Origin of the sequence: Rubrilithobacter danxiaensis (assembly GCF_047272945.1) — a bacterium.
GTDB classification, from domain to species: Bacteria; Bacteroidota; Bacteroidia; order Sphingobacteriales; family Sphingobacteriaceae; genus Rubrolithibacter; species Rubrolithibacter danxiaensis.
Window position 1 is genome coordinate 36,784 of record NZ_JBKOPS010000001.1, and the last position, 19,299, is coordinate 56,082.

At 39.4% G+C, this 19,299-nt stretch carries 16 protein-coding genes and 1 pseudogene; 6 read left to right on the top strand and 11 right to left on the bottom strand.

Annotated elements, in window-relative coordinates:
* Positions 1-8: 8 nt before the first annotated feature.
* Positions 9-479, bottom strand: a complete 471-nt coding sequence (locus ACLCDL_RS00135; protein ID WP_423145945.1) for a RidA family protein — start codon at positions 477-479, stop codon at positions 9-11.
* A gap of 408 nt (positions 480-887) precedes the next feature.
* Between ACLCDL_RS00135 and ACLCDL_RS00140 the strand changes: the two are divergent.
* Positions 888-1,052 (top strand): annotated as a pseudogene (locus tag ACLCDL_RS00140) (hypothetical protein); the annotation flags it as partial.
* Positions 1,053-1,115: 63 nt separating this feature from the next.
* Here the strand turns inward: ACLCDL_RS00140 and nagB are convergent.
* The 6 genes from nagB to ACLCDL_RS00170 form a co-directional block, all read right to left on the bottom strand.
* Entirely contained in the window at positions 1,116-3,035 is a 1,920-nt protein-coding gene (gene nagB, locus ACLCDL_RS00145; protein ID WP_423145946.1) for a glucosamine-6-phosphate deaminase, read from the bottom strand.
* Positions 3,036-3,182: 147 nt separating this feature from the next.
* Positions 3,183-3,932, bottom strand: a complete 750-nt coding sequence (locus tag ACLCDL_RS00150) for an ABC transporter ATP-binding protein (RefSeq protein WP_423145947.1) — start codon at positions 3,930-3,932, stop codon at positions 3,183-3,185.
* Positions 3,932-4,798 (bottom strand): ABC transporter permease, encoded by an 867-nt coding sequence (locus ACLCDL_RS00155; protein ID WP_423145948.1) that lies wholly within the window; start codon positions 4,796-4,798, stop codon positions 3,932-3,934. Before ACLCDL_RS00155 ends, ACLCDL_RS00150 begins: the two co-directional genes overlap by 1 nt.
* Entirely contained in the window at positions 4,798-5,766 is a 969-nt protein-coding gene (locus tag ACLCDL_RS00160; protein WP_423145949.1) for an ABC transporter substrate-binding protein, read from the bottom strand. Before ACLCDL_RS00160 ends, ACLCDL_RS00155 begins: the two co-directional genes overlap by 1 nt.
* Positions 5,767-5,825: 59 nt before the next feature.
* The gene (locus ACLCDL_RS00165) at positions 5,826-6,551 is read right to left on the bottom strand and encodes a head GIN domain-containing protein (protein ID WP_423145950.1); all 726 of its coding nucleotides are present in this window, start codon (positions 6,549-6,551) and stop codon (positions 5,826-5,828) included.
* Between the two features lie 123 nt (positions 6,552-6,674).
* Complete coding sequence (locus ACLCDL_RS00170; RefSeq protein ID WP_423145951.1) at positions 6,675-8,567, bottom strand: RecQ family ATP-dependent DNA helicase; 1,893 nt, start codon at positions 8,565-8,567, stop codon at positions 6,675-6,677.
* An 89-nt stretch (positions 8,568-8,656) separates the two neighbouring features.
* On the opposite strand from ACLCDL_RS00170, the gene ACLCDL_RS00175 reads away from it, so the two are divergent.
* Positions 8,657-11,893 carry an amidohydrolase family protein gene (locus ACLCDL_RS00175; RefSeq protein WP_423145952.1) on the top strand — a complete coding sequence of 1,079 codons (3,237 nt, stop codon included), beginning with the start codon at positions 8,657-8,659 and terminating at the stop codon, positions 11,891-11,893.
* A 15-nt stretch (positions 11,894-11,908) separates the two neighbouring features.
* Here ACLCDL_RS00175 and ACLCDL_RS00180 read toward each other — a convergent pair whose 3' ends face one another.
* Complete coding sequence (locus ACLCDL_RS00180) at positions 11,909-12,313, bottom strand: META domain-containing protein (protein WP_423145953.1); 405 nt, start codon at positions 12,311-12,313, stop codon at positions 11,909-11,911.
* Between the two features lie 41 nt (positions 12,314-12,354).
* Positions 12,355-13,551, bottom strand: coding sequence for a BaiN/RdsA family NAD(P)/FAD-dependent oxidoreductase (locus ACLCDL_RS00185; RefSeq protein WP_423145954.1), 1,197 nt, complete (start codon positions 13,549-13,551; stop codon positions 12,355-12,357).
* 86 nt (positions 13,552-13,637) lie between these two features.
* Between ACLCDL_RS00185 and ACLCDL_RS00190 the strand changes: the two genes are divergently transcribed.
* The 4 genes from ACLCDL_RS00190 to nfi all read left to right on the top strand — a co-directional run bounded on the left by ACLCDL_RS00190 (position 13,638) and on the right by nfi (position 16,690).
* Positions 13,638-14,477 carry an MBL fold metallo-hydrolase gene (locus ACLCDL_RS00190; protein WP_423145955.1) on the top strand — a complete coding sequence of 280 codons (840 nt, stop codon included), beginning with the start codon at positions 13,638-13,640 and terminating at the stop codon, positions 14,475-14,477.
* 40 nt (positions 14,478-14,517) lie between these two features.
* Complete coding sequence (locus ACLCDL_RS00195; RefSeq protein WP_423145957.1) at positions 14,518-14,892, top strand: co-chaperone GroES; 375 nt, start codon at positions 14,518-14,520, stop codon at positions 14,890-14,892.
* Positions 14,893-15,063: 171 nt separating this feature from the next.
* Complete coding sequence (locus tag ACLCDL_RS00200) at positions 15,064-15,924, top strand: sigma-70 family RNA polymerase sigma factor (RefSeq protein WP_423145958.1); 861 nt, start codon at positions 15,064-15,066, stop codon at positions 15,922-15,924.
* Positions 15,925-16,000: 76 nt separating this feature from the next.
* Positions 16,001-16,690, top strand: a complete 690-nt coding sequence (gene nfi / locus ACLCDL_RS00205) for a deoxyribonuclease V (protein ID WP_423145959.1) — start codon at positions 16,001-16,003, stop codon at positions 16,688-16,690.
* A gap of 9 nt (positions 16,691-16,699) precedes the next feature.
* Here nfi and ACLCDL_RS00210 read toward each other — a convergent pair whose 3' ends face one another.
* Together ACLCDL_RS00210 and ACLCDL_RS00215 are read right to left on the bottom strand one after the other, a co-directional pair.
* Positions 16,700-17,686: a potassium channel beta subunit family protein gene (locus ACLCDL_RS00210; RefSeq protein ID WP_423145960.1), complete on the bottom strand. Its 987-nt coding sequence runs from the start codon at positions 17,684-17,686 to the stop codon at positions 16,700-16,702.
* A gap of 143 nt (positions 17,687-17,829) precedes the next feature.
* On the bottom strand, positions 17,830-19,296 hold the full coding sequence (locus ACLCDL_RS00215; protein ID WP_423145961.1) for a glutamate synthase subunit beta: 1,467 nt from the start codon (positions 19,294-19,296) through the stop codon (positions 17,830-17,832).
* Positions 19,297-19,299: the final 3 nt, after the last annotated feature.

The window sequence follows — 19,299 nt, forward strand, 5'->3', positions numbered from 1 at the left end:
CAAGTTGATCAATAGAGTTCGAATAAAGCTTCTATTTCTACCGGTATATTATCCGGCAGCGAACCGAAACCCACTGCACTTCTAACTCCTACTCCATTTTCTTCTCCCCAAACTGCCGCAAAAAGTTCACTGCAGCCGTTAATCACATAAGGATGTTTTTCAAATTCGGGCGTGCAATTAACCATTCCTAAAACTTTAATCACACGCTTTACTTTATTTAAGCTACCCAGATTGCTTTTAATAGTAGATAAAATAGTTAGCCCTACCTGTCTGGCAGCAAGTTTACCTTCTTCCATATCTAACTCTTTTCCAACACGGCCGATTATTAATGATTTATCCTCTCTTACCGGACCATGTCCGGATACATACAGATATTTCCCGTCAACAAGATAAGGTTTGTAAACTCCCAGCGGAGTAGGTGCAGGTGGAAGTGTAAGTCCGGTTTTTGAAAAGGATTGGTCAGCTGATTGATTTTCCATTTTATTTTAAAGCAATTTTATTTGCCCAAAATACAGAAAAGCTGATAGTATTAAAACCTTTTCCGGTTTAAATTAGTAGGTAAGTGTTTGCTTTAAAAAATGTACAATTAAGGATAAAGCCACAATAATGAGCAGTTGAGCTATCCTCCAAAGTAAATTTTCTGATATAGTAACAGATTTAGTTGTTCTTCGGTATTTCATGGCAGAAACATTAGTGAAATAACAACAAAGGAAATGAGAAATTGTGTGCATTTTTTTTTCTTATAAGGAAAAAAGAGCAAACAATTCAATTCTCAGAAATTAAAATGTAAAGCGCAAAGCAAAATTTAAGAGTTACTAATCTATAGTATAAGGAAAAGCAATAAAACATATGAATAACCAAATAAAACAGAAGGATTTTCTGAATCAAGTATTGTTGACCTGTCTCATAACATTAATATTTTTCTTGAAGAAAAAAGCACTTCGATTGAGGTTATAGATATTAAATACAATACCATTGTGCTAAATAATAAAGACAGAAGGCATTATGCACTCATTATCTTCAGAAACATGGTGAATGCTGGAGGTAAATAAAACATCAGCCTGCAGAAGACATCTGCAGACTGATATAAAACGAGGTGAAATGTATTTAATTATTTAGAATCGCCACCTTACGAAAGCTTCCATAGCTTCGTATTCTGCCAGACCTAATTTATCGTAGGCTTTTGCTGTTTCACGTGTACGTTCTTCTGCCCTAACCCAGAATTCTCTGGCATCATCGCCGGGAAAAACCGGACGATCTTTCTGAGACTGGTGTTTAAATATGGCAAAGCGTTTTCTTTCAACTTCTTGCGGAGAAAGGGGTACAGCCATTTCAATTTCATGGATTTCAAACTCATGCCATGCTCCACGATACAGCCATAACCAGCAATCTTTTACCCATTCTTCGGTTTTCTTTAAACGCAGCAAGGCATTAAGAATAATATCAAAACATACTTTATGCGTACCATGCGGATCAGCAAAATCGCCGGCAGCAAATACCTGGTGCGGTTTTACCTGATTTAAAAGTTCCATTGTTTGCACAATATCGTCCTCAAACGAAACTTTTTTACGTGTTTTTAAACGGTCGTAAAAAGGAAGGTCCTGAAAATGAATATGATCATCATCCAAACCAGCAAAACGGGCTCCGGCAATCGCTTCCCCTTTTCTTACTAATCCCTTTACTGTTTGAATTTCTTTTGTGTCTGCCTGATTAGGCCGTTTTCCTTCGAGGAAAGCACGCATATTTTCGTACAAAGATTCCATTTTACTGGTATCCTGATTTTGTGATTTGCTGAAGTCTATTGCAAATTCTACAAAGCGAAGTGCATCATCATCCCAAACGGCGGTATTTCCGGAAGTTTGATAAGCCACATGGACATCATGTCCGTGATCTGCCAGGCGAATAAAGGTCCCACCCATCGAGATTACATCATCATCGGGGTGCGGAGAAAAAACAATAGATCTTTTCTTGGTTGGGAGAGCCCTCTCCGGCCTTTGAGTATCGTCTGCATTGGGTTTACCGCCCGGCCAGCCGGTAATAGTATGCTGAACTTTATTAAAGATATGGATATTGATATTATAAACAGGCCCTTTCTCTGTGGCAAGCTGCGCCATACCGTGGTTATTATAATCTTCCTCGGTAAGTTTCAATATAGGTTTGTTTAATGTTTTTGCAAGCCATATCACAGCCTTTTTAATCATCGGCTCATCCCAGATACAATCTTTTACTAACCACGGCGTGTCAAAGCGGGTTAAATCAGAAGCTGCATCCTGATCAAGTATAAATTCAACTTTATCACACAGTTGCAAAAATGTAGCCGGAACATCGGATGATATCTCGCCTTCTATCGCTTTTTTAACAATAGGAGCCTTCTTTTTATTCCAAGCCATTAAAATGATTTCACGGGCTTTAAAAATGGTTCCAATACCCATTGTTATAGCCTTTGTAGGCACGTTAGCCTTACCTCCGAAATCTCTTGAAGCATCGCGACGGGTTAAATCATCCAGTGTTACCAGGCGTGTACCTGAATTTGGCGCAGAACCCGGCTCATTAAACCCAATGTGCCCTGTTCTACCAATTCCAAGTATCTGAAGATCCAGGCCGCCAAAAGAACTGATCTTACGTTCGTACTCCAGGCAATAAGAAGCGATCTCTTCCTGCCGCAAAGTTCCATCGGGAATGTGAACATTTTTCATATCAATATCGATATGGTCGAACAAGTTTTCTTTCATGAAGGTCACATAGCTTTGTTCAGCTGTTGGCTTCATCGGATAATACTCATCCAGATTAAATGTGACAACATTTTTAAAGCTTAATCCTTCTTCCTGGTGCAAACGAACTAATTCTTTGTAAACTCCGATGGGAGTTACTCCTGTTGCAAGCCCCAATACTGCTTTTTCACCTTTTTCCTGCTTTTTTAAGATGAGGTTAGCAATTCGCTGTGCAACTTCTTTGGATGCAGTCTGCTGATCGGGATAAACAATTACCGGAAGCTTTTCGAATCTGGTTTCTTCTAAGAGGTTTAATCGGGCCATTGATTACTAGTGTTTTGTTGTTAGTTAGTTAGTTAGTTAATATTTAAGAGCTTTTAAGGCGGAGCAGCAAAAGTAAAGATATTCTTAAAAAAAATTGAATAAAAAGAATAGTAATAAACTTTTAACTAACGATAACAAAAAACAAAATCAGGAAAACCAGTTAAAAATATCTGTTTGAAGAATGCTCTTTTTTTGTTCGGCCTTCAAATCTTGCACTATCTCCCCTTCAGCCATCTGTAAAAGGCGGTTTCCGTAAGTAAATGCCTCTTTCATATTATGAGTTATTAAAATAGCAGTAAGTTTATATTCTTTGATCAGCCTGTTTGCTGTTTCCATTACTGTAGCTGCAGAACGCGGATCAAGTGCCGCTGTCGGTTCATCAAGCAGCAGAATCTGGCCGGCATCCATCACACTCATCAGTAATGTAAGTGCCTGCCGCTGGCCTCCGGACAAGCTTCCCATGGGCTGATATATCTTATTTTCAAGATTCATATTTAAAGAAGCTATCTTATCCTGAACTTCTTTTTTAAAACTTTCAGACGTACCTATGCGCAATTTCTTTGATACAGTGCGCAAAGCTGCAAGCCGGAAATTGTCAAGAATACTGAGATCGGGTGCTGTTCCGCTTAATGGATTCTGAAATACCCGCGAAATCCATTTGCTTCTTTCATAGTCTGCTCTTTTAGTTACATTGGTATTGCTGATAAAAATATCTCCGGAAGTTGGAGAAATGCTTCCTGCAATACTGTTGAGCAAAGTAGATTTTCCTGAACCATTCGATCCGACTATAACAGCAAACTCTTCAGCGTCAATTTGGAGGTTGATATTTTTTAATGCAACAACCTGGTTGGCTTTGCCTTTATTGTAAACTTTACTAAGATTTGAAATAGAAATCATCAGGATCGTTTAAAGGAGAGACGGGGTAAACTTACAATAAGTAATACAAAAACTGATATTACCAGTTTCAGCAAGGTGGCATCAACTCCTAAACTAAGTGTTAATGCAAGCACCAACTGAAAAAATACGGCACCCAGTAGTACAAAACCAAGATGAACAAGAACCCGCGTACTGTTAAGCCAGTTTATAAATGTTTCGGCAATTATAACTGAACCTAAACCTACAATTACAATTCCTATGCCCATATTAATATCTGCAAATCCCTGCAGTTGCGTTATCAGAAATCCGCTCACCGCGGTCAATCCATTTGCTATTGCAAGTCCGGTAATCTTCATCCGGTCTGTATTAACGCCCAAAGCCCGAATCATTGTTTCGCTGTTACCTGTTGCCCGCATGGCGAGGCCAAAATCAGTTCTGAGTATAAAGGCAATGAGAATAAGCAGGATTGCTACAAATAGCAACAGAATTATCAGTGTATTACTATTTATATCGACGAATAAAATGAGAGTGTTGAAAAGCTGATCGTATTCCAGGAGGGGAATATTTGAACGCCCCATGATAGTAAGGTTAACAGAATAAAGGGCCGTCATGACCAATATGCCGGCAAGTAAAGCATTTATGCGAAGTTTGGTATGAATTATTCCGGTAATAGCTCCTGCAAGCCCACCGGCAATTGCCGACGCAGGAAGAATTAAACCTACCGGTACATGCTTTTGAAGCAAAAGAGCGGTAACAGCACCACCCAGTGTATAACTTCCGTCTGTTGTTATATCGGGAATATTAAATATCTTCATGGAGATATAAATTCCCATAGCAATGGATGAAAAGCAAAGGCCCTGTAAAAGTGCTGTTAAAAAAAAATCCATTAGTGTACCGCTGTAAAATTAGCAGGAACCTGAATGTGATATTTTTTTGCTGCTTCAGGATTATAAACCCGCTTACGAATTTTAACCATTTCCCAATTTAAATCTTTAACGTTCTTTGTTTTCAGGTATTTTGCTGCTTGCACACCCGCCTGATGTCCCCATTGATAAATATCTGCGCCAAAAGCAGCCACTGCGCCCCGCTTAACCAAACCCGCCTCGCTGGTAAAGATGGGAATATTGTTTTCATTGCAGTTTTTTAAAATGGTTTCGAATGATGCAAATACGGTATTATCCGGATTGGCAAAAAAAGCGTCAATATTTTTATTCAACAGTGTACGGGTAACAAGTTGTGCATCTGCAGAAGTATTTAAGGGCAATGCTTCTACTGTCACGTCCAGTTTTTCAGCCAGTGCTTTAATGCGGGCCATTGCATCTGCAGATTGCGGTTCGGATTGATTATAAATCATACCGATAACTAATTTACTACCTTTAGGTTTAAGAAGTTTGGGAATCAAAGTAAAGGAGGTATCAATGTATTCCAACTCTTCCGATACACCATATAAATTTTGTGGAGCTTTACCTGCTGAATTTAATATATTCATTCTCTCAGGAGTTGGTGAAACCATCATGAAAATAGGAATATCTTTCGTTTTCTGTACAGCGGTAATGGTTGACAGGGTAGTACTTGTTGCAAGCAGATCAACCTTTTCAGATATAAAATAATTGACTATCTGAGTTAATGTCGGTATATCTCCCTGCGCATTCCTGTATTCAAAATTAAGGGTATTTTTCTCCTCGCTAAATCCGCTTTCTTTTAAGGCGTCAGTAAATCCTACCCGGGCCTGTGCTATGGTTGCATCTTCAAAAGCATCCACAAAACCAACTGTGGGAATGTTTTCCTTCTTTTCTTTACAGGAATAAAATAGCCCTGTTATCAGGGCTATCAGCAGCGCTTTTTTAAAGTCCATAGCGCTAAATTATTAAATAAATAATAGAATGCGTTCTGCCTATACGCTTCAGTAAGAATTTATTGCACTTTTTTGATTGAAGAAGAACCAGACTGACTGTTGTTAACTGTTTTAGGATTTCCACGATATTCAATTTCACTGGCGCCACTTGTCTCCACATCTAACTGGTTCAGTACATTAATACGGCACCTGCTTGATCCCGAAGTTTGAATCTTATAATTTCCAACAACAAAATCGAAAGCATCCACTTCTCCGGATCCGCTTAACGATACTTCGTGGCTTCTTGCCTGCCCCTTAAGATGTATTTCTGCCGAACCACTGGCATCTGTTTTAAAATTTGCTGCATTGATGTTCAAATTTACTTTGCTCGCTCCGCTTAATCCAAGATGAAAATCCTGAACATTTAACGTGTCTTCATTTATCAGTTCCACGCTTCCCGAAGCTTCCACACCCGTAAAGTTTTTAGCAGTTGCATATACTGTAATGGAACCGCTGTTACAAAAATTGCCATCCATATCAATAGAAAGCCTATCTCCGCTTACTGTAGTCCTGATATGTTCCTGGATATTATCATCGGCAACAATTTTTAGTTGTTGAGAGGAATCCTGCTTAAGAATCAGTTTAACAGATCCGCCTGTTTCTATAGAAGTAAAGGGTTCAACGGTGCGGTTTTGGCTAACCTGATGCCCTGAGCCATTTATACAGCCCATACGATGACAAGCTGCAGTACTAAAAAGGATTGAAGGAATTGTGATAAAGGCTAAAAGTTTTGTGGTTGTTTTCATCGTGATATTAATTTTTCCTGATTACAAGGTAGGTTTGATAAGTTTTTTTTATCTGAATATATCAGTATGACTGCCTTTTTGATTTCAAGGTTACACTCTTCCTGAAATATTTTATAACATAAGTTACAAATAATAATGAATTCCGTCTGTCTTAATTTTTCCGGCATCCAGTAAGTTTCGTATCACTTCAATCCGTTCCTTTTTATTTCCTGAAACTAACCGCTCAACAAGATCGTCTAAACCAAGCTTTTCCTTTGCAAGTGCTTCAGCTATTTCAACCGTTATATGTTCAATGATGTACTTTTGCTTCTCTTTTCTTTTTTCATTGATGCAGACATCACACACACCGCATTTACCACTTTGAACCTCATCAAAATAAGAAAGCAATTGAATACTTCTGCATTGCTCCTTTTCTGCATAAGTAATTACCGCTTCTATCTGCCGCTGAAGGATTTTTTTCCGTTCACGAATGTAACCGGCATCAATATATAAGTACTGCTTACTTAAACGAGGCTTTATAAACTGCAGCTGAGGCTGGTCGGTTTGTTCCAGGTAACTTATCAACTGCTTGGCTTCCAGCTTCTTTATAGTTTCAACAACCTGTTGCTTTGTAAGGCCTGTCCGTTTAGCAACATCCGATTCTCTTATCATCACATACTGCTCGTAAATACCTCCGTAAGAACGAAGCAAGGTTTTAATAAAGGAATCATACTCTGCATTCTCTATCTGAAAGCGATACAGATCTTCCGGAGATGCCGTAATACGGATACGGGAAGGAAGATATACACTTTCTGTAAGCGTGATGTACTCGTCCCGCTCCAGAAACTTTAAGGCACTGATTGTTTTAATGGCATCCAGCTTAAAGCGTGAACAAAAATCAGCGATATCAAATTCAAACGTCAAACCTTCTCCCGCTTCATAAGCCAGCTGAAAATAGTTGCCCAGATTATGATATATTAACTGGATTTCTTCAACAGACGGAAAGCTGCGTTCCAGTTTTTGCTCCAGCTGAATCTTATCCGCATTATTATACAACAAAACAGCAAAAGCCTTTTTCTCATCACGGCCTGCCCTTCCGGCCTCCTGGTAATAGGCTTCAAGACTTTCAGGAATATCCAGATGAACTACAAACCGAACATCTGGTTTATCAATACCCATTCCGAAAGCATTGGTAGCAACGATAATCCTTATCTTGTTCTTTTTCCAGTTATCCTGTTTTTCGCTTCGAAGATTCCCCTCCAGTCCGGCATGGTAAAAGTCACTGCTGATTCCATTTTGATTCAGCAACCTGGCTACTTCCTGCGTTTCTCGCCGGTTTCGCACGTACACAATTCCACTACCTCCAACTTTTCTTGCAACCGCCAGAAGTTTTTTAAATTTATTCTCTTCTTTAGCTACCACATAGCTTAAGTTCTTTCTTTCAAAACTTTTCCGGTAAACATTCTCTTGCTTAAAGGCGAGTTTCTCCTGAATATCTTTTACCACTCTTCCGGTGGCTGTTGCTGTTAAGGCTAAAACCGGAACGTTTGGATGCAATTCTCTCAGGTCGGCGAGATGTAAATACGGCGGACGAAAATCGTACCCCCATTGTGAAATACAATGAGCCTCATCTATCGCAATTAAATTTACATTCATGTATTTAATACGCTCACGCACTAAATCTGACAATAATCTTTCGGGCGAAAGATAGAGGAACTTTACAGGCCCGTATATACAGTTATCCAGCAAAATATCTATTTCCCGCTTTCCCATACCCGAAAAAATGGCCACTGCTTTAATATCTTTATTCTGCAGATTTTCTACCTGATCTTTCATTAAAGCAATCAGTGGAGAGACCACAATGCATATTCCAGGCTTTGCAAGTGCAGGAACCTGAAAGCACACTGATTTCCCTCCTCCCGTGGGCAGTAAAGCCAGCGTATCGTTTCCGGATAAAACTGAATTAATAATATCTTCCTGTAGCGGACGAAAGTTTGCATGGTTCCAATACTGATTCAGGATCTGGAGGATAGTCATATTTTGGTTACCAAAGCTATAAACATTTATTAAAACCTTTTAGGCTGATATATTTGTAGCTTCCAAATTTTCAGACTGTTTTATAGCTTATGAAATATACTTTTCTTGCTTCTTTTTTAATTTGTTTTCAAACTGTTTTTAGTCAAACCCAGCAAAAATGGGATATTGAAAAAGCTTTCGGCCCCGCAAAAACCATTTCTTTTACAACCGATGAAGGCACCTGGATGAATGTTGACGTAAGCCCGGACGGCAGTGAAATTGTTTTTGATTTACTGGGTGATATTTATAAAATGTCTGTCTCAGGAGGTAAAGCCGTATTACTTTCGGGAGGACCGGCTTTCGATGTGCAGCCCCGATTTAGCCCTGACGGGAAATACATATCTTTTACCAGCGATAAAAGCGGCGGCGATAATATCTGGATAATGAACGCCGACGGAAACGGAAAAAGAGCCGTTACAAAAGAAACTTTCCGGCTGCTAAACAATGCGGTTTGGACTCCTGACAATCAATATTTAATAGCACGCAAGCATTTTACCGGAACTCGCTCTCTTGGCGCCGGCGAACTGTGGATGTATCACACAGGGGGCGGGGAAGGTGTGCAGTTAACCAAAAGAAAGAATGATCAGCAGGATCTGGGCGAACCGAACGTTTCTCCTGACGGAAGATTTGTTTATTACAGTGAGGACGTAAGCCCCGGGCCGTTTTTTCAATACAATAAAGACCCTAACGGAGAGATTTACGACATAAAAAGTCTTGACCGTGAAACAGGGAAAATACAGGTTGTTGCCGGTGGGCAGGGAGGAGCATTCAGGCCTCAGATTTCTCCGGATGGAAAAACGCTGGCTTTTGTAAAAAGAGTGCGTTTGAAATCCGTGTTATATTTGCAGGATCTGGAAACCGGTGAAGAATGGCCAGTGTACGATGACCTCTCTCACGACCAGCAGGAAACCTGGGCCATCTTTGGCGTTTATCCTAACTTTAACTGGACTCCAGACAGCAGAAGTATAATTTTTTATGCAAAAGGAAAAATAAGAAGGTACGACCTGAATAGCCAGTCAGCATCCATTATACCGTTTGAACTTACCTCACAGCATGTTATAAATGAAGCGCTGCATTTTGAACAAAAAGTTTTCCAGGATGAATTTGATGTAAAGATGCTGCGCCAGTTAACCACTTCTCCAGATGGAAAAACCGTTGCATTTAATGCAGCGGGTTATATTTATTTAAAAGAGCTCCCGGATGGAAAACCGGTACGGGCATCAAAAGGAGTAGATTTTGAATACGAGCCTGAATTCAGCCCCGACGGAAAATCTTTACTTTTTGTAAGCTGGAACGACGAAGAGAAAGCGGCAATTAACCGGTTAGATATCAGAAACGGACGTATTACACGACTAACAACCGAACGCGGCTTTTACTATTCGCCAAAATTTTCAGGTAAGGGAGATAAGATTGTTTACAGAAAAGGAGTTGGGAATAATATCCGGGGATATGCTTACGGAAAACGCCCCGGAATATACATCATGAATGCCAATGGTTCTAATCCTGTTAAACTTTCTGATCATGGTGTTCACCCTCAGTTCAATGCTGACGACAGCCGTATATTCTTTGAAGAAAATATAAACGGCAAGAAAACTTTCAGTAGTATGAATTTGAATGGCGGAAACATCCGAAAACATTATACATCTGCACACGCAACCCAATTTGCACCAAGCCCTGATGGGAAATGGATGGCATTTACTGAATTTTTTAATGTCTATGTAACTCCTTTAACAAATACCGGAGATGCACTGGAATTATCAGCAGGCAATAAAACATTGCCATTAAAAAGAATAACGCGGGATGCCGGAAGTTATTTACACTGGAGCAAGGACAGTAAACGGCTTTTCTGGACTTTGGGCTCCCGGTATTATTCAAAAGAAATTAAGGATACTTTCCCTTTTGCTGAACAGGTTGCTTCAGATATTAAAATTCCTGATACTACAGGCATTGAAATCGGATTAAAGCTCGAATCTGATATACCTTCGGGGAAAATAGCATTTACCGGAGCCCGGATAATAACCATGAAAGGCAACGAGGTAATTGAAAAGGGAACGCTGCTTATCGACCGGAACAGGATTGCAGCTGTTGGAACCGCAGAAGCAGTTCAGATTCCTTCGGATGCTAAAATTATTTCCGTTGAGGGAAAAACCATTATGCCTGGTATAGTAGATGTCCATGCTCACCTTCCAACCAGTCCTGATGGCATTACAGGAAAGCAAAACTGGCCTTATTACGCCAACCTTTCTTATGGGGTAACAACCTCTCACGACCCTTCATCCAATTCTGAAATGGTGTTCAGCGAAAGTGCCATGATACGGGCAGGACGAATAGTTGGCCCGAGATTATATTCAACCGGAACTGTTTTATATGGCGCCGACACTGATTTTAAAGCAGATATTAACTCACTGGATGATGCAAGATCGCAACTGCGCAGGCTAAATGCTTTAGGTGCTTTTTCGGTAAAATCGTATAACCAGCCAAGGCGTGAGCAACGGCAGGAGATTATTAAAGCAGCCCGTGAACTGAAAATGGAAGTTGTACCTGAAGGAGGTTCAACTTTCTTTACCAATATGAGTATGATCCTCGATGGGCATACCGGGATTGAACATAACATTCCGGTTGTACCTGTTTATAAAGATGTAAAGTCGTTATGGAATCAAAGTAAAACTGCCTATACTCCTACCCTTATTGTAAGTTACGGAACTCAGTTCGGAGAGAATTTCTGGTACGACCGGACTAATGTATGGGAAAACGAAAAGTTATTAAACTTTACTCCCAGAAGTATTGTTGACGAGCGTTCAAGACGGAGAACGACTTCTGAGTTTGCCGATTACGGTCATATTGAAGTATCCAGAGCTGTAAAACAAATTGCAGACGGAGGAACAAAAGTAAATTTAGGATCACATGGCCAATTACAGGGCTTAGGAGCCCATTGGGAATTGTGGATGCTGGCACAGGGAGGTATGAGCCCCATGCAGGCAATAAGATGTGCTACTATTAACGGAGCCGAATACTTAGGAATGTCGAGGGAAATAGGCTCACTTGAAACCGGAAAACTCGCAGACCTTATGGTATTGGATGATAACCCGCTGGAAGATATCCGCAACTCTGAAAAGATCAAATACGTAATGCTGAATGGCCGCCTGTATGATGCTGATTCCATGAACGAAATCGGTAATCCCGATAATCAGCGAACAAACTTCTGGTGGCAAAACAGTAAATCAGCTAGTTTAGCACCGGTAAGTAATGCCGAAACTTATTTATTTACAACACCCGAATGTGATTGAAAATAAAAAGAATACTTACCTCTTTAACGTTAACAAAAGTTCAGATCCGTTAAAGAGGTACAGCATTCCTGTTTTTACCTTATAGTTTTTAACCTGTTGCAAGTTCATTACTATCTGATTTTCCTCATCCATTAGCCCTTCGCAATACATTTTGGTAGAAACAATATCACTAAACCTGATTTGATTATTAGCGCCTTTTTCATAACTTCCGCTAAAGGAGTTACAAGCCGCTTTTCCGCCGATTTTACCTTTTTCATCCAGTTTAAAGAAAGCCTTCTTATCCAGATCGACCGGTTTCTGAGCAATGGCAATTATTGTCCATTCCTTTCCTGTTAAGTCCTGATCCTCTTCGTTTACACTAAGAATCCGACAGGAAGCAAGCATAAGAAGAGCAGGAATGAGAAAAATAAAAAACTTCATAATGGTAAAATATTCAACAGTTAAACTGGCAGGAATGTTTATCAGAGGTTTTGTGCTATTACAAATCCACTTGCCCAAGCCCATTGAAAGTTATATCCGCCAAGCCAGCCGGTAACATCTATAGCTTCACCACCGAAGTATAATCCCGGTACTTTTTTCGATTCGAGCGTTTTTGAAGATAGCTCATCCGTTGCTACACCACCCCTCATTACCTCTGCCTTATCATATCCTTTGTCTCCTGCAGGCTTAACTTTAAAATGGTGAATAAGTTGTTCGATATTTTCCAAATCTGTTTTACTTAAAGAAGCCAGGTTTTTATCAACGGGCAAGTATTTGCCAAGTGCGTCAACAAACTTTTTAGAATAGAAACTATTCAGGAAAGCGCTCAAAAACTTTTTTCCGTTCCTGCTTCTTTCTTCAGTTAGTAAGGATAGAACAGATTGGCTTGGGAGTAAATCAATATAAATCGTTTCGCCGGGTTTCCAGTAAGAAGATAGTTGCAGAATTGCAGGCCCGCTTAAACCCCAATGTGTAAAAAGGATATTTTCTTCAAAAGATATCTTTTCATTCGAAACTCTGCTAAAAACAGTATTCCCCGAAAGCTGCGCATACCATTCGGCATCTTTACCTGTAATTGTTAAAGGCACAAGAGCAGGGGCGGTTTCTGTAACCCGCATTCCAAATCGCCGGGCGAGTTTTAAAGCAAAATCTGTAGCACCTAGTTTCTGCACAGGTAATCCCCCCGAAGCTACAACTACCTTTGAAGCAACAATTGATTTTGTTTGAGAATACTGCTCGTATGTTATTAAAAATCCTCCATCCCCTTTTCTTTCTATAAATTTTACTTCAGCATTTAAAAAAATTTCCTGCCCGAAATCTTCGCATGCACCTGTAAAAACTCTTACAATATCGCGGGCTTTGTTGGTAGCAGGAAAAAGCTGGCCCAATGTTTTCTCCTGCCCGTAAATTCCATAGCTCTCAAAAAAACTGATGGTATCTTCTACTGTCCATTGAGAAAAAGCTGACTTACAGAAATGCTCGTTTTCAGATAGAAAATTTGCAGGTGAAGAATAAAGATTGGTATAATTACATCTTCCGCCGCCCGAAATTAAAATTTTCGCTCCCGGCTTATCGTTCTTTTCAAGCACAATTACCTTCTTTCCTGAAAAGCCTGCCTGAACGGCACACATTAGTCCGCAGGCTCCTGCTCCTATTATTACGGCATCAACTTCATTCATTAATCAAATATTGTGTGAAAGTGAGTGCTGCAAATTTCAAAAAATAAGTAAAAACAAATGCTTTATCTTTATTTTATTATTCTGTTATGAAACTTCACGTTATAGATACCGGTTTTTTCAAATTAGATGGCGGAGCGATGTTTGGTGTTGTTCCTAAAAGCATCTGGAATAAAACCAATCCGGCTGATGAGAAAAATTTGTGCACCTGGGCAATGCGCTGCTTGCTGATTGAAGACGGCAACCGTTTAATCCTCGTTGATACCGGTATTGGCAATAAACAAGATGACAAGTTTCTGGGCCATTACTATTTGCATGGTGATGCTACCCTGGATAAATCATTGAAAAAGCTAGGATTTAACAAAGATGATATAACCGATGTATTTTTAACACACTTGCATTTTGACCATTGCGGAGGAGCCATAGTAAGAAATAATGAGAAACTGATTCCCGCTTTTAAAAATGCCACTTACTGGAGTAATGAGAAGCACTGGGAATGGGCTGTGAATCCGAATGCAAGAGAAAAAGCTTCTTTTCTGAAAGAGAATATTTTACCTATACAGGAAAGCGGCCAGTTAAAGTTTATAGAAGAAAAAGAAGGTATTCTTTTTTCTGACAATGTAAATATTCAGTTTGCTTACGGACATACTGACGCCATGATGCTCCCTCAAATCAGGTATAAAGATAAAACTATTGTCTATATGGCAGATTTGCTGCCATCTGTAGGCCACTTGCCGCTGCCGTATGTAATGGCTTATGATATGTTCCCGCTGCAAACATTGCAAGAAAAAAAATCTTTTTTGGATGAGGCTGAAAAAAGCAATTTTATTTTATTTCTCGAACACGATCCTGTAAACCAATGCTGTACTCTAACGCAAACGGAGAAAGGTATTCGGGCCGCCGCTGTTTTTAATTTAGACGAAATTTAACTTGTTTTATAAATTTGCAAGAAACTCATAATACTTTAAAATGCAGATAACGGCCGATAATAAATTAAAAAAATTAATCGTTGTAGGAGATCGAGTTCTGATTAAACCACGGAAAGCTGAAGAAAAAACTTCTTCGGGACTTTATTTACCTCCCGGTGTTGAAGAAAAAGAGAAAGTATGGCATGGATATGTTATAAAAGTTGGCCCAGGTTATCCTATTCCATTACCTGCCGATGAAGATGATGTGTGGAAAGGACGGGAAGAAAAGGTAAAATACATTCCACTACAGGCACACGAGGGAGATCTGGCAATTTTCTTTCAAAACGCAGCTACCGAAATTTCATACCAGGATGAAAAATACTTCATTGTACCGCAACATGCCATCTTAATGCTTGAAAGAGAAGAAGAACTATAATAACAGTGTAAAAACTTGCAGGAAAAGAGTAAAAAAGGCCACGTGGAATAATTTTTGAGCAAAATCTAATAAAAAATTATTATACATAAAACATCTATATTCAGAACTTTTTTATGTATTTATCGTTAAAAGTTTAACTTTGCACACTTTTAGAAGGGGTATCCAACATAAATGAGACAACTCAAAATAACCCAATCCATTACCAACCGTGAGTCCCAGTCATTAGACAAGTACCTGCACGAAATTGGTAAGGTTGATTTAATTACAGCTGAAGAAGAAGTAATTTTAGCACAAAAAATCAGAGAAGGCGATCAGGCCGCTCTTGAACGTTTAACAAAAACAAATTTACGTTTCGTAGTTTCTGTAGCAAAACAATATCAAAACCAGGGCTTAACGCTTGGAGATTTGATTAATGAAGGTAATTTAGGCTTGATTAAAGCTGCAAAACGCTTTGATGAAACAAAGGGTTTCAAATTCATTTCCTACGCAGTATGGTGGATTCGTCAATCCATTCTACAGGCTATTGCAGAACAATCACGTATTGTACGCTTGCCGTTAAACCAGGTAGGATCGTTAAGTAAGATAAGTAAAGCATTCTCTAAGCTTGAGCAGGAATATGAGCGTGAGCCATCTCCTGAAGAATTGGCAGATATTTTAGAAACAACTGTTGATAAGATATCTGACACCCTAAGTAATTCAGGACGTCACGTATCAATGGACGCACCCTTTGTTCAGGGAGAAGAAAATACACTTCTTGATGTACTTGAAAATGATGATCCTAATACAGACAGTAATTTGATCAACGAATCGCTTTCTGAAGAGATAAAGCGTTCTTTACAAACACTTACTGAACGGGAACGGGAAATTATCGTATTATTTTTCGGATTAAGCACCAATCATCCGCTTTCATTGGAGGAAATTGGGGAAAAATTCAATTTAACACGCGAGCGTGTTCGTCAGATTAAAGATAAAGCGCTTCAACGGCTGCGTCATACATCCAGAAGTAAGATCTTAAAATCTTATTTAGGATAAGTAGAAATTAACTTAATAATAAAAGAGATTGAATGAAAGTTCAATCTCTTTTTATTTTAAAGGAATCTATCATCCTATGAGAAACATAAATTATACAGATCTAAGTCCCGCCGAAGCTATAGCGCAACAAGTTGAACTTCAAAGTAAAATTCAGATTATTCCCATCAATAAGAATATAACAAGTATTGCAAGCTGTGATATTTCTTTTAATAGGTTTTCTGATGTTGTGTACGCCGGCATTATTATTTTAAGCTATCCAAGCCTGAAAGAAATTGGACGCATTACTGTTAAAAGCAAAGCTGAATTTCCTTATATACCCGGTTTATTAGCATTCAGAGAGATTCCCGCTCTTATTGAAGCGTGGCATAAATTAAATATAAAACCAGATATTCTAATTTGCGACGGCCAGGGAATAGCACACCCCAGAAGATTAGGTATTGCAACTCATTTTGGCCTGATTGCAGATATTCCAACTATCGGCTGTGCTAAAAGCCTCCTCACAGGTAAATATACAGAACCCGAAAACAGTACATTTTCATACAGCTTTTTGTACGATAAAAAAGAGGTCATAGGAGTTGCATTAAGAACAAAAAAGAATTGTAAGCCCGTTTATATTTCTCCCGGTAACGGTATAAATCTCGAACAAAGTATCGAAATTATAAAAAATTGTACAGGCAAATACCGCATTCCCGAACCAACACGCTTGGCTCATTTACTTGTTAACCAGGCCCGAATTGAAGACAAAGGGGACCTTACCCTGTTTTAAAGATTGTTTTTAAGCTTGAATGTAATGTGGTTTATTCCCCAATATTCCCTCTATCAAGCTAATTACTTCATCATTTAATAAAGGTACAACTTCCATTGCGGTCAGGTTTTCTTTTAACTGTTCGTTTTTTGATGCTCCAAGTATAACGGTACTAACGTTCGGATTTTTAAGGCACCAGGCTAATGAAAGTTTAGGCATACTTACATCCAGTTGTTTTGCTATATCTGCCAGTTGCTTTACCTTGTTGAGATTTGTTTCTGTAAAAACTTTCTCTTTCAGCCAACCAAGGGATTTAATAGCAGTAAAACGAGTATCCTGCGGATCGGCATCATTGTATTTACCTGAAAGTAATCCCGACGCCAGTGGAGACCAAATCGTGGTACCCAAACCGTGGTCACGAAATAGAAGCGAATATTCCAGCTCCAGTTTTTGCCTTTCAAACATATTATACTGCGGTTGCTCCATCGTTGGGCCAATTAAATGGTTTTCCTTCGCCACCCTAATAGCATCCATAATTTCCTGTGCAGACCATTCTGAAGTTCCCCAATACAATATTTTTCCTTGCTGCAGTAATGTATTCATTGCCCAAACCGTTTCCTCAATTGGAGTTTCCCTATCGGGCCGATGGCAGAAATACAAATCAAGGTAATCCAGCTGGAATCGCTTTAAAGCAGCGTTACATGCTTCTATCACATGCTTCCGGGAAAGACCTGTCCGGTTTGGGCCTTTATGTTCTGCTCCAAAAAACACTTTGCTGGAGACAAGGTACGAATCCCGGTCCCAATTTTTAGTCTTCAGTATTTTCCCCATCACGAGTTCAGATTTACCGCCTGCATAGCCCTCGGCATTATCAAAAAAGTTTACGCCGTTATCGTAAGCGATACTCATTAATTCGCTGGCTGTATCGTCAGAAATCTGATTCCCAAAAGTCAACCAGCTTCCAAGAGAAAGTGCACTAACCTGCAATCCGGATTTTCCCAATCTTCTGTATTCCATATAAATAACAAAAATTATAAAAGCTGTTTTGTTTGCATCAAAGCAAGTATCCAAATTAAACTTGCTCTTTAACAAATCTTTTAAAACTAAAAATCCCGCCACCGAATAAATTCAGGGCAGGATTAGAGGCAATTTTACTTTTATTAAGCAAACATACTTTCTGCATCTTTACTTGCCAGGGATGTTTTACCTGTAAGGAAAATATCTACTTTTCTTGCTGCTTCCCTTCCTTCAGAAATAGCCCAGACTACTAAAGATTGTCCACGGCGCATATCACCGGCAGCAAATACGTTTTGAACATTGGTTTGATAATTACCTTCAGCTGCTTTTATATTCCCTCTTTCGTCAAGCTCTGCACCTATTTGTTTAGCAATTTCATGTTCGGGATGAACAAATCCCATTGCTAACAAAGCAAGTTCACATGGAAGTTCTCTTTCTGAGCCGGCAACCTCTGCGAATTTTATCGGCCTGCCAAATATATCTTTTTCCCAGCTTACATCCACAACTATAAGTCCTTTCAGGTTGCCATTATCATCTCCTACAAAACGTTTGGTACTTATACCCCAGAAGCGCTCACAACCTTCCTCGTGTGAACTAGTTGTTTTAAGAACCATCGGATAAGTTGGCCACGGCATACTTTCGGTACGGTTTACAGGTGGTTGAGGCATCAGCTCAAACTGAAGAACAGACTTTGCTCCGTGACGATTTGATGTTCCAACACAATCTGAACCGGTATCGCCACCTCCAATTACCACTACGTTTTTGTCGGTAGCCATAATTGATTCCTGTGAAAACTCGGTATTACTTACCCGTTTATTTTGCTGTTTAAGAAATTCCATTGCAAAATAAACGCCTTTTAATTCCCTTCCTTCAATAGGAAGGTTACGAGGAACTGTTGATCCTCCGGCTAAAACAACTGCATCGAAAGTTCTGCTCAGTTCATCAGCTGTAATGTCCTTTCCTATTTCTGTATTACAGATAAACTTGACGCCCTCCTGTTCAAGAATTTCAACACGACGGTCAATTACCCATTTCTCTAATTTAAAATCAGGAATACCATATCGTAGTAAGCCTCCGGGACGATCATCACGTTCAAACACAGTAACAGAATGGCCGGCTTTATTTAATTGTGCGGCGGCAGCCAAGCCTGCAGGGCCTGACCCAACTACCGCTACTGTTTTACCAGAACGAAGGATTGGAGCATGAGGCTTAACCAGCCCTTTAGAATAAGCAATTTCAATGATGTGCTTTTCAATTTCCTCAATTGTTACAGGAGGTTTATTTATTCCTAACACACAGGCTGATTCGCATGGTGCCGGACAAATCCTTCCGGTAAATTCAGGAAAATTATTTGTAGAGGAAAGAATAGCATAAGCTTCTTCCCAGTTTTGTTTATAAACGGCATCATTAAATTCAGGAATAACATTTCCAAGCGGGCATCCTGAATGGCAAAACGGAATACCGCAATTCATACACCGGGCAGCTTGTTGATTCAGCTTTTCTTCCGGAAACATTCCTACAAATTCATTATAGTTCTGTATCCTTATTTCCGGAGATTCTTTTGCAGGAAGTTCTCTTCCGTATTCTTTAAAACCTGTCACTTTTCCCATATT